Below are 11,204 nucleotides of genomic sequence, written 5' to 3' on the forward strand. Positions count from 1 at the left end.
ATTCGAGCCTACAACAAAAATCCTACACGATGATGATTTCCAGCAACTACTCTGCTACCAGCGTTATAACGATTGAAGTATCGTTATCGTTCTTCCCTATCATGACCGAGCCGGCGTCCGTTTCACCTTTCTTAAGGCCTAGCGTGAAAGCTTCGTTAAAGTCGAGCGTGCTCGCCACATCATAGCCGCCTAATTGTTCTTTGTCTTTGTAAAACTCGACGACCTTAGCGAAATCATCCTTGCTCGTAAATGTGACGATCATCGATGTTTGACCACCCTGTTTCGTCGACATCGCGCCTTCGAGTTCGGCCCCTTTGTAGACCGGGAAGTCTTTCGGGAACCCATCAGGGAGTTTCTTGGAGCCGATGCTGACTTCGGCGTCACCCTCTTTCGTTTTGATAGTAACATTGTCTCCCTTAATATCGACTTTGCCGCCGGTTCCCTCCTCAATCAACTTCTCTGCGGCTTTCTGCCCGACCTTTTCGGAAACGCCTCCACAGCCGGCCGCCACAGCCGCCAACATCAAGGCAACTAACGCTACCACGACTTTCTTCAAGTCCATACACTCCTCCGTTCTTTGCCAACCCTATGGTCATAAACCTTCGATTCCCGCTCGCACCACAAATATAAGAGCCGAAAGAACTCCCTCTTGGAGACGCTATTATTCTATTCGCTAAGCGACGCATTATTCCTGCTGCCCAATTAAGATATGTCCGCCGATTAAGTGCAATTACGTGGGTTATAAACAGAAACGACCGAGCATTAAGTCGGTCATTTCTTAGGCGTTGACAAAAACAGAGGCATGTTTTTGCTGCAAGACAACTCTTGAAATTTTTTTAGAAACACTCGCACTCATAAACAAGGGCTTGACTTTTAAGTTAGCATAGAACATAAAACACGGCAATACACAGAGAGTAATTTGAAGAATATCAGTTGGAGGTAGGTAGCCTTATCCGCCGCACTCAACCCCGGTCCTTACCGGAAATCGACCTCACCGAGAAGCATGCGAAGCGCCTCTAAGAAGCAACGGTGCTCATTAAGACTAGTCTCTGCTATATACATCCTTCAGGCTTTTAACCGCGTCATTCATGCGCGCCCTGCCCTTGTTCAGCCTCTGAATACATCTTTTCTGAAGCGCTTTATCATTCTCCGCCGACGCCGCGATCAGGTTGTCCGCGGCCCACTTGAAATCGACAAAGGCTTCGAGGTAGATTTCATGAATCGCCTGGTAGCCGGGCGAGGCCGGCGGTACTGCCTCTTGCGCATTATTGGCAAGTGTTTTTAAGAGTGTTATGTCTACGGATAGCTCCTTGTGCCAATCACCGGCCCGCTCTACTTCCAAATTTGACAGCTGGAGCAAACGCCCGCTTAAGAGCATCGACTTCTCGTAGTAGTCGATGAAATGCTTTTCGTAATCGAGTTCTTTCATCGGCTCACGCGAATCGGCGGGCCGCCCATCGACCGAAGCCTCGTTTTCACCGCCGGAATCGACACTGACGTTTGTCGTCACGGAGCTGACGTAGGCGATTATTAGTACATTGCTTAAGATAATAATAAAGCTTGCGACGCCTAAAATTCTGATGACGGGAGAGATCGTTTTGACCCAACCAAGCAGCGTCTTTGGCCTTTCTTCATCGGCTCCCTGCCCATTTAAGAGGCCGCTTTCGTTGTCCAAGTCCTAACCTCCAGATAACTAACGGCGAAACGAGCTATGAGAAAAGTCTTTAGCGTCGCCGGCGCATCCGTTAAACCGTTCTGGTGCTATTGTAAGACATTGACGCGCAAAATGCGAAATCTAGCATCTAAAGGTGTTCAGACGGAGCTGATAGCACGCGTGTGGAAGAGCAATGTGCGACAATCACAGAAAGGGGCTTTAGACGCACTGGTTCGAATACGAGGTTTTCTGCTCGGTCGGAGCCGATTCGCCGCTTGATTCGCCGCTTGAATATACCTCCAACCGATTCCTGCCGGTACTCTTGGATTCGTAAAGGGCGACATCGGAGCACTTGATTAGGCCGTCTTTACATATAGAATGCGAGGGATACGCGGCGACGCCAATCGATATTGTGAGGTTGCCCAACGGCTGCTTTTCTTGACCTATAAATTTGGCCGTTTCCACCTCGTGGCGAACGCGCTCCATTACCGATGCGGCGCCCTTAGCGTCCGTACCCGGCAGCAGCACGCAGAGTTCTTCGCCGCCACAACGATAGACGGTATCGGTGTCACGAACGGTTGTGTTCAAAATACCCGCTATGCGCCTGAGCGCCTCATCGCCTTCCTGGTGCCCATTGTTGTCGTTATAGTGTTTGAAGTGGTCGATATCGACCATCGCAAAGGCTAATTCGCCTTTGCTCCGGCTCGACCGCTTAAGCTCGAAATCGAGATCATTATTTAGCTTGCGGCAGTTGTACAATCCGGTAAGCGGGTCGACGAGCGTTAGATACTCGGTCTGGGCGTGAAGTTTATTGACGTCCCGGCCAATCCATATCCAGCCGAACAGGGCTATAAGCAATAACGGTATGAATACCATAAAATGATAAGCGAGTTCTTTTCTTAGCTGCGAATAAACGTAATCGCGATCGACGCCGACGCTCACGCGCCACGGCACGCGCGTCGTCGAAGCATACCCGAATAAGCGCACGGTTCCGTCCAAGCCCGCCGCCTTAATATCGCCCTCCGACTTGCCGCTCATAAGTTTAAAGAACGGCTTGTCGCGAACATCCGCGCCCACCCATTTATCGGGGTTACCACTCCGCGCGATAACGACGCCCTTGTCGTCGAAGACCGTCGCCACGCTGTGTTTCGGCACGTTAGACACCATAAGTTTGTGCTGTATTTTAGTAAGGTCGAACGACGCGGCGACCAAGCCTACCCTTTCACCTTCCATATTAAAGACAGGATGCGTTACATGGACGACCGGTAGACCCGTCAGCCTGCTGTACATGAAATCGCCGATGGACAGCGAGGGCGCCGTGGTCGCCCGCTTATAGTAGACGGCATCGCTGACGTTGACCTGGCCCCGCTTCGCGCCCTTGGTCTGCTTTACAAAAGCTTTAATATCACCCCTCATGTCGACGAAGATGATGTTTACGTAATACGGGTAGTCGGGCCCTATCCTCTTAAACCACTCATTGATAGCGGCGTAGTCCTGAGTTCGCACGTCGTTGTGGTTCGAGATGGATATGAGTAAATCACCGGTCGCGCCGATGTAGTCATCGATACTCTGTGAGATGCTTCGCGCCAAATTCAAGCTCTCGACTTGCGCGTCTCTTTCAAGCTTACTGTTAATATCGTATGCCTTGTAGGCGGAGAATATTATGAAGGGAAGTATCATCCAAGTCAGAAGCATAATCAGCCTCGCCTTGAGCGACTTCCGTTTTCGACCATCGAATTTATCTATCCGCAAAATGCTTACCTCTGGAAAAAGTTTTCACTCGACAATGAGCATGACTTTATATCGGCACGATTAACCACCGGCTTTATGCTTAATATCACGCATGTCATATTTTATTTCGCCCAGCGTAAGATGGGGCGACTTGAGGTGGGGCGGTCGATGAATGAACGCTTTATATAAAGGTTTCAAAAACAGTTTCGTAGTTAGGCATATTCTCACGCCTACCGGGCAATAAAGAGTATACGATATAAATTCGAACACGGCGCGCTGAAAAAGATGTTCAAAAAGGCTATGTCAACGACATCGCGCATCACATATAATTTGTATGGAAAGCAAGCGTATGACAAGGAGGACACATGAACGAGGAGACACTAAAAAACCTTAAGGAAGCCTTTGCCGGTGAGTCGCAGGCCAACCGGACATATCTGGCCTTCGCGGCGCAAGCCGATAAAGAGGGCTTTAGCCAGGCGGCAAAGCTTCTGCGGGCGGCCGCCGATAGCGAGACCGTCCATGCCTTAAAACACATCGCGGCCATAGGCAAGGTCGGTACCACCGAAGAGAACCTCAAGGAAGCGATCGACGGCGAGAACTACGAGTTCCAGAGTATGTATCCGAGGATGATCGAGGCCGCAGCTGGCGAGGAAGAAAAAGATGCTAAGATGAGCTTTGAAAACGCCAATGCCGTTGAGAAAGAGCATGCTAAGCTCTTCGGCGAAATGCTGTCAGACCTCGCGGGTGCCCCCGCCGTAGAGTACTGGGTCTGTCAGAACTGCGGGCACGTCCACATCGACGAAGCACCTGCGAAGTGCCCGGTATGCGGCTGGACGCGGAAGTTCTTTAAAAAAATAGACTAGATTAGATAGACGAGAGAAGTACATCCACAAAGAGCGCGGAGGCCGGTTAGAGCGGGTTCCGCGTTTTTTGTTACTTTTTTGTTTCGCGACCGATATAATCACGTTGTGGTAGAATAGCTATGTTAGAATATATGTTGTCGGGTCCTGATTTTTGCGCAAAGACCACAAGCCGAAATATCCTAGACCTTCAGGGAGCTATGAAAATAGGAATCGTTACGGAGTGTTACCGCCCCGTCATCAACGGGGTCGTGTTTTCAATCCTTAACTTCAAAGACGCCCTTGAAAGCAGGGGCCATGAAGTTTTTGTTTTTACCCCGGCCACCGGAAACGAAAACGGTGAAAGGGGCCTTATCGCTTGCCGTTCGATAGGTCATCCCGCTTACCCGGGGTATGGACTTACTTTACCCTTGACCAGAAGCCAGCGTGCCGTCGCCGCGACGCTGGATGTAATACATGTCCATCACCCCTTTGTCATGGGTCGTCATGCGCTGACCATGGCGCGCGGCCATAATAAGCCGTTGGTCTTTACCAACCACACGCAGTACACCCGGTATTCCCACTATATCCCGCTTGTCGGCGGCATGTTGCGGGGAGCGCTCGAGAGCTACGTTACCGGCTTTATTCACCAATGCGACCTCATCGTGGCGCCCTCGGAGGGTATCAGCCGCTATCTTAGGGCACAGCAAGTAACACGACCTATCAGTGTGGTGCCGAATGGCATAGCTACCGCCAAATTCACCGACCTTAAACTCGACCGCCGCGGTGCGAAAAAATGGCTCGGCCTCGAGCCGGATACAACGGTTGTCCTCTATTCGGGGCGCATCGCGCTCGAAAAGAACCTCGATTTCTTGCTCGATAGCTTCAAAGGCCTGCTCGGTAAAACGGCTGGATCTAAGATAAATCTGGTCGTCGCGGGGAGCGGCCCGCAAGAGGAAAACTTCCGCAAGATGGTGACGGCGCGGGGGCTGGATGAAGATGTCGTGATGCTCGGCGCCATAGCCTACGACGAGATGCCGAAGGTATACCGGGCGGCAGACCTCTTCGCTACGGCTTCGACGACCGAGGTCCACCCGCTCACCATCATGGAGGCTCTCGCGTCGGGCTTGCCGGTCGTGGCGGTCACGGCGATGGGCACCGGCGATATCGTCACAGACGGTGAGGACGGCCTCTTAACCGAAGAGACTCTCGAAGATTTCACGTCGGCACTCGCCCGCCTGCTCGGCGATACGGCGCTCCGGGAAAGAATGGCGCGGAACGCCCGGGCCGGGGCGGCTCGATTCGGCGTAGAGCGCTCGACGACAACGCTCTTGGCGGCGTATGAGCTGGCGATAGCGGAGCACGCGAGGCGCTCGAATTCGGTCAGTGCCGCCGCGGCGCGTTAACAAGAATATGTCGCTTAAAACCGCTCATTTAAGCTGCCATAAAGCCGGCTAAGATTACTTAAGCACCACGGGAGACGCGCTCTGGTCGAATGGATTTGCCCTCATAGCGAGCGAAAACAGATAGGGGTAATCGCTTTTCAAGTGGCTCATATAATCGAGCCATTCATAGACGATGAGCGCATATATCCGCTCTATGTCTATGGCTAAGTGCCCGCGGTCGCTCTCCGGCAATATGTTCAGATTATCCCTGGCTTGAAGCTCTTGGTTTAAATGGAAGATAGCCTGGAGAAGTTCGGTGAAGGATTCATGTTCCAATAAGTTCGGGTTTTCCAGCAATCTCAATAGAAAATCGCTCTTTTCGGAGAAAAATTCGCGCAGGTAATCCAAGTCAATGCTATCGGCATCGACCTTGTAATCATACTTCTTGAGAAGGTTTCCGGTCTCCTTGAAATCTTGTTCGGCCCAGTCATTCGTAACAATGAGGTCGTTCTTGATGGCATCGAGGTCGGGGTCGAGGTCTGAAAAGTAAGCCATCAGTTTTGTCCCGATTTCGCTAAAGAATACTCCGATGAGCATATTGAGCTTCCGCAACATAACCGACTTAGCCCTTGCTTCCATCAGTTGGTGTAATACCATGCTGACCAGCAATACCTCAGTAAAGACAAATGCGATATCCCCCACCATATATATAAAGATGTGGTGCGCGTCTCGAAAAATAAAGTAATGAATAGTATAGGCGGCGGCGGACAAACAAATCAACGACAAGCCCATGCGTATCTGCCAGCTGGAAAGTTTCATATATTATGTCTCCTTGGATTCTCGGTTAAGCCTCCGGACGCTCCAGGCCGAGGCGCTCCCACAGCCACGCGATATCGACATGCGGCTGCCCCTGCTTTTTGTTGCGAAGCTCGGCATTTTCGATGGATTTTAGCGTCTCGACAACACCTTCCTTGCCGTCCGCGGTCTTTACCGCCTCAAGCGGCGTCTTGCCGTCCAGCATCGGGATGCGCTCGTCGAGCCAATTCTCATAATATCCCCGCATAAACTGCTCGTATATCTGCTGCCGCATCTCCGGCGGGATATCGTCGGCATCAGCGGCAGCATCGTCTCTGGCCGCATGAATGCCGGATTTCCGGTCCTCGAGCGCTTGCAGAATATCTTGAAACTCGTCGGCCTTATGCATAACCAGACCAGCGGCATGCTCGCTAATGAGCGCTTTTCCCTTCTCTAAGCGCTCTCTGGAGTTGGTCTCGAGAACGAGCCGGTCTCCTTCGAAGACAACCTGCCCCAGGAGGCACAAGCCATCCATATGCTCGGTCTCACCCACCCACGCGAAGGCGTCTTCCTGCCGCTCGAAACCGTCGATTGCGGCGAGGGCGGTGATTAGCGCATCCTTGTCCGCCACATCGAAGCGTGCTTTTGAGATTATGACCTGTTCGCCGCTGGAGGTCTCTATCCGCGGCAGTTCGGGATACAGAAGCGGCTCGTACCAGAAGTAGTTGAAGAGGTCGCCGTTTTCCTTAAGGAACTCACGCATGGTTAGGTCGGGGTGCTCGCAAGCGATGAGTTCGAAATCGCCTTTAAGTTCATCGAGGATATACTCCTTGCGGTGCCGGTGGTAAGAGTAGATACTCCCCGACATAGCCCACTCACCGTCTATCTCAAGCAGGCGCACGGCGATTATATCCCATTTATTCAGATAGCGGGTGGCTGTGCGCTCGCGGACTCTGCACGACCCGCCAAGGAGCAGATCTTCAAATAGTAACCCCTCCTCGGGATAGACCCCGGCGACTTCGTAGAGACTCAAGTATGAATTTCTTAGCTTATCGAGAACGCGCAAATCATCTTCGGCAAGGTCTTTACGGTTCTCGTCGATATAGAAGTCGAGCAGCGTTGTTCCGCTTTCCGGGTCGTCGTAGTCGGCCGGCGCGTCGCTGACGACCCAGTCCCAGAAATTTATCATCGCCATATTCCGCAAGCCGTCGTCGAGATATTCTTCGGGGTCGAACTCGTCGAAGAATACCTCGTAGGCGTCTTCTACGGCCTCGCGATGACGCTTGCTCAGGTACGTGAGTATCGCATCGACCTGACGCTGCTTCGTCGAGGCCTCCGGTTTTATCTCAGCGAAAGGTCGCGCCCCGCAACACTTTTTGAGTTTCTTGCCGCTTCCGCACGGGCAAGACTCGTTTCTACCTACTCCTGACATCTAGTTTGTCCTTTAGAAATCCTCGCCCGGTAAGGGAATGCAAGGCGATACAAGGCCATGCTCATTGTACTATTTCTTATACGCGCAGACCTTGGCGCTAAGCACCGTCGCCGCGATCGACGATAGGCGCTCATCGGTTATCTCGAGGTCTTCGATGATAGCCTGAATCGCCGGCCCGCTTATCAGTTTCTCCACCGGATAGGCGGTCTCCTCTAATATCTCGACACCGGTAAAACCGGCCTTCTCCATCAAGGCGAGATACTCGTCGCGCATGACAGCGCCGCAGAGGCAGCTCACGTAGCCGGTTATGCTGTCTTTGATAAAATCGGGCAGTTCGGCGAGTAAAACAATGTCGGATACGATCAGCCTGCCTTCGGGTTTGAGAACCCGGAAAGCCTCGTCGAAGACCCGCTGTTTGTCGGGGGATAGGTTAATGACGCAGTTCGAGATGATGACATCGACCGCGTTGTCGGCGACCGGCAGGTGTTCTATCTCGCCCAGCCTGAACTCGACGTTGGCAAAACCGCCCTTGCGCGCATTGGCGCGTGCTTTTTCGAGCATCTCCGGGGTCATATCGACACCGATGACGCGACCGCTCTCCCCCACTCTCGGCGCGGCGAGGAAACAGTCGAAGCCCCCGCCCGCGCCGAGGTCGAGCACGACCTCGCCCTCTTTGAGCGAAGCGAGCGCTATCGGGTTGCCGCAGCCCAGCCCCAGGTTGGCTCCATCGGGAACCGCGTTTATATCCTCATCGGTGTAGCCCACCTGTCTGCTAATCGATTCCTGTGGGCTACCGCAACCACAGCCGCATGAGCTTTGTTGCGCCGAGGCCGGCGCCGGCCCGCGGCACGACTCCTCGAGCTGTGCTATCTTCGCGTAACCTTCACGCACTATCTTCCTTACGTCGTCCTTCTCCAACACGAACACCTCTCTCGGGCTAAATAACCAGTCACCCCATTTGGAGCCGAGCGTCCTGCGGCTAATAACCAGTCGCCCCATTTGGAGCCGAGCGTCCCCCGGCTTTCCCCGGCTAACTCATTGACGCGATGTGTCCATTATATAACAAAGCAGTATCCCGGGCGCTATTCGCGCGCACTTTAGATGATATTAAAATAATAGTGCGTGACTTGCGGTTCAAAACACGCTCAATCGCGACATACAAGCCGACCATAGCGGTCGGGCGCTTAGCGGTTTAGGTTTAGCGGTTTAGGTTTAGCGGTTTAGGTTTAGCGGTTTAGGTTTAGCGGTTTAGTCGCCTGCCCGATTCAGGAGCCAATTATCTTGGCGCCGACATCGCTGACATCGTAAAAGAAAGACCCGCTGCTTAGCAGTGGGTCTTTTGTGTTTGCTCTTGTATTTGAGTGCGCTCTTTGCCGCTATGTTGCAAGCGCATGCTTTGCCTTACGGCAAACCTCTTGTCAGCAGCTCGTCATTGTGGTCGTCTGCCGTGTTAGCCGCGCCTGGCTTATCGGTGTAGTTAGAAGCGCTCGTCGCCCTCCAAACCGTCGGGTTGTGGCAGTCCAAACAGACACTGTCGAGGTCGTGGGCGACATAGTTGGTGCCGCCATAGCTCCTGGTTTGACCGACCGCGACCGGCGTACCGTCTAAGTTAAGCCCGAAGAGGTCGTCCTTGAGCATCTTCCAGCCGAGCGTACGGTGCAGCCAGCTAAAGCCGTCGTCCGAGCAGTCAACACCGGAGCCTACCTCGACGCCGGTCTTCATCACCTCGCCCATCTTCACGTAACCTGTCGACGTTCTCCAGTCTTTATACCAGTTCGCCGTTCGCGACTTCTTGTACATGAAGCTGAGATGAGGCAAACCCGCATTTACCGGCGTTCCGTGCATGGCGAAGCCACTGGAGTCGAAAACGATGTTTTTCTCTTTTGTGAGCGTTTCTTTGACATGATACATCGATTGCCCCTGTGCTCCGGGATACGAATCAACCCATACCCATTCACCTGTAATCAGGTCCTGTTTCAATATAGGACCCGCTCTGTCACGGTTATTGTTCGCGCTAACTGCCAGCGCTTGTTCCAATGTGTAATAAGGCGAGGGTGGATCTTGTTTTGGATAGATGGCCCCAAGTACGCTGCCCCCCGCTCCGCTGCTTTCGCTGTGACACCTTCCGCAACCGCTCGAACCCTTATGGCAGTTTCTACAATGTGGTCCAAATACGGTTGCGTCTTCCGGATTAAACCGCATCTGTCGACCGCAGTGACGCGGATTCGCATCGTGGCCGTATGCTATATCATAGCTGTTTCTCCAGTTGTCCGGCGCGGTGCTGTTATTGGCGACCGCTCTCAACGCGCGGTCTTCACTAAAGATAGGCGCGGCCACCGTATGCAAGCCCGTGTTACCATCGTGGCAATCGGAACAAAACTCGTTGATGTTCCAGATTAACGAATGGCTCGGCTCACCTGGAATCGCGCTTCGCATGTCAAAGCCGGAATTACCATCCGCGGCTTTCGCGATACCGATCGGGGTGTTCCAATCGATCGGCACCTTGTTTACCGGGTACGCCCGACCGGCGTCATACTGATGGAGTTGACCCGCCGTAACCGTTGGTTCCCCATTGATTATTTGGCTGTACGCAAAAATCATATCACTTATTTCTTGGCCGGCGATAATTTGCGTAGTCTCAATAGTGCCGGGTGTTTCCAGGGCGTCGCTCAGCTTGTATTGCTCCGGCGATTAATTATCTGAATTGCTAATAAGCGTGTCACAAGCTCATGCAAGTGAGATACGAGATAAAAATTTAAAATTAAGTCACTGGCGTAATAGTAACTGACGACCTCGCTGGTTTCAGCTATTTTACAATCGGCGTTTTTAATCAACAGCCAGCTACCTGCCTGATATATCGGCACCGCTGAAGGGGTGCCGGACACGAAGTTGCCAGAGCCGTCTACAACTTTCTTGTGGCAGTCAATACAAGATATGCTGTCCCCCGGAGGGTCGGTAGCACTACCGTGCCCCGGATTGACAATACTATAGTATCTTGTCTGCCCGCCGTAATACCCAGCCTCAGCCCACGCCAGCCCTTTAACCTGCCCCTGGTTATCATACCCGAGCATCCTTCGCGGGTTGGCGTGCGGGCTGTGGCAGTCGAAGCAGGAGAAACCGCCCTGCCAGTAGTTAGGCGTAAATGCGGGGTAGGTGTCGTCCGGCGCTTTCCACTTGCCGGTGCTTATGCCGAAGCCCATGGTGTGGCCGACGTTGTACTCGGTGGTAAAGGCGTCGTCGTTGTCCATCTGGATGTTGTATCCGCTTCCCGCGCCGGTGCCGTGGCACCAATCGCACGCCTCGAACCTGGTGTCCGAGCGGAGCAACTTGAACTTGCCCGCCGCGCGGTGGACCGCGTGGCACTCACG

At 53.0% G+C, this 11,204-nt stretch carries 10 protein-coding genes; 2 read left to right on the forward strand and 8 right to left on the reverse strand.

Annotated features, from left to right (window positions below; translation table 11 throughout):
• Positions 1–46 precede the first annotated feature (46 nt).
• The 3 genes from KGZ93_01585 to KGZ93_01595 form a co-directional block, all read right to left on the reverse strand.
• A complete protein-coding gene (locus tag KGZ93_01585) occupies positions 47–562 on the reverse strand; it encodes a hypothetical protein (GenBank protein ID MBS3908319.1) in 516 nt (171 codons plus the stop codon).
• A gap of 480 nt (positions 563–1,042) precedes the next feature.
• Positions 1,043–1,675 (reverse strand): hypothetical protein, encoded by a 633-nt coding sequence (locus tag KGZ93_01590; protein MBS3908320.1) that lies wholly within the window; start codon positions 1,673–1,675, stop codon positions 1,043–1,045.
• Between the two features lie 198 nt (positions 1,676–1,873).
• Entirely contained in the window at positions 1,874–3,406 is a 1,533-nt protein-coding gene (locus KGZ93_01595) for a GGDEF domain-containing protein (GenBank protein ID MBS3908321.1), read from the reverse strand.
• 344 nt (positions 3,407–3,750) lie between these two features.
• Here KGZ93_01595 and KGZ93_01600 point away from each other — a divergent pair, with 344 nt between their 5' ends.
• A complete protein-coding gene (locus tag KGZ93_01600) occupies positions 3,751–4,248 on the forward strand; it encodes a rubrerythrin family protein (GenBank protein MBS3908322.1) in 498 nt (165 codons plus the stop codon).
• A 197-nt stretch (positions 4,249–4,445) separates the two neighbouring features.
• Positions 4,446–5,630, forward strand: a complete 1,185-nt coding sequence (locus KGZ93_01605) for a glycosyltransferase (protein ID MBS3908323.1) — start codon at positions 4,446–4,448, stop codon at positions 5,628–5,630.
• Between the two features lie 54 nt (positions 5,631–5,684).
• Here KGZ93_01605 and KGZ93_01610 read toward each other — a convergent pair whose 3' ends face one another.
• The 5 genes from KGZ93_01610 to KGZ93_01630 all read right to left on the reverse strand — a co-directional run.
• Positions 5,685–6,428: a hypothetical protein gene (locus tag KGZ93_01610; protein MBS3908324.1), complete on the reverse strand. Its 744-nt coding sequence runs from the start codon at positions 6,426–6,428 to the stop codon at positions 5,685–5,687.
• A gap of 25 nt (positions 6,429–6,453) precedes the next feature.
• Positions 6,454–7,836, reverse strand: coding sequence for an SEC-C domain-containing protein (locus KGZ93_01615; protein ID MBS3908325.1), 1,383 nt, complete (start codon positions 7,834–7,836; stop codon positions 6,454–6,456).
• Between the two features lie 69 nt (positions 7,837–7,905).
• Positions 7,906–8,754 (reverse strand): arsenite methyltransferase, encoded by an 849-nt coding sequence (locus KGZ93_01620; protein ID MBS3908326.1) that lies wholly within the window; start codon positions 8,752–8,754, stop codon positions 7,906–7,908.
• 483 nt (positions 8,755–9,237) lie between these two features.
• On the reverse strand, positions 9,238–10,437 hold the full coding sequence (locus tag KGZ93_01625; GenBank protein MBS3908327.1) for a hypothetical protein: 1,200 nt from the start codon (positions 10,435–10,437) through the stop codon (positions 9,238–9,240).
• Between the two features lie 68 nt (positions 10,438–10,505).
• Positions 10,506–11,204: hypothetical protein (locus KGZ93_01630; GenBank protein MBS3908328.1), on the reverse strand; the 699-nt coding region annotated here is incomplete at its 5' end.

Source organism: Actinomycetota bacterium (genome assembly GCA_018333515.1).
Taxonomy (GTDB): domain Bacteria; phylum Actinomycetota; class Aquicultoria; order Aquicultorales; family Aquicultoraceae; genus Aquicultor.

What these genes read in the sequence shown, in the direction of transcription:
- KGZ93_01615 (MBS3908325.1), bottom strand. Translation starts at nt 7,836, where the DNA reads ATGTCAGGAGTAGGTAGAAACGAGTCTTGCCCGTGCGGAAGCGGCAAG.
- KGZ93_01605 (MBS3908323.1), top strand. Translation starts at nt 4,446, where the DNA reads ATGAAAATAGGAATCGTTACGGAGTGTTACCGCCCCGTCATCAACGGG.
- KGZ93_01600 (MBS3908322.1), top strand. Translation starts at nt 3,751, where the DNA reads ATGAACGAGGAGACACTAAAAAACCTTAAGGAAGCCTTTGCCGGTGAG.
- KGZ93_01625 (MBS3908327.1), bottom strand. Translation starts at nt 10,437, where the DNA reads ATGATTTTTGCGTACAGCCAAATAATCAATGGGGAACCAACGGTTACG.
- KGZ93_01610 (MBS3908324.1), bottom strand. Translation starts at nt 6,428, where the DNA reads ATGAAACTTTCCAGCTGGCAGATACGCATGGGCTTGTCGTTGATTTGT.
- KGZ93_01585 (MBS3908319.1), bottom strand. Translation starts at nt 562, where the DNA reads ATGGACTTGAAGAAAGTCGTGGTAGCGTTAGTTGCCTTGATGTTGGCG.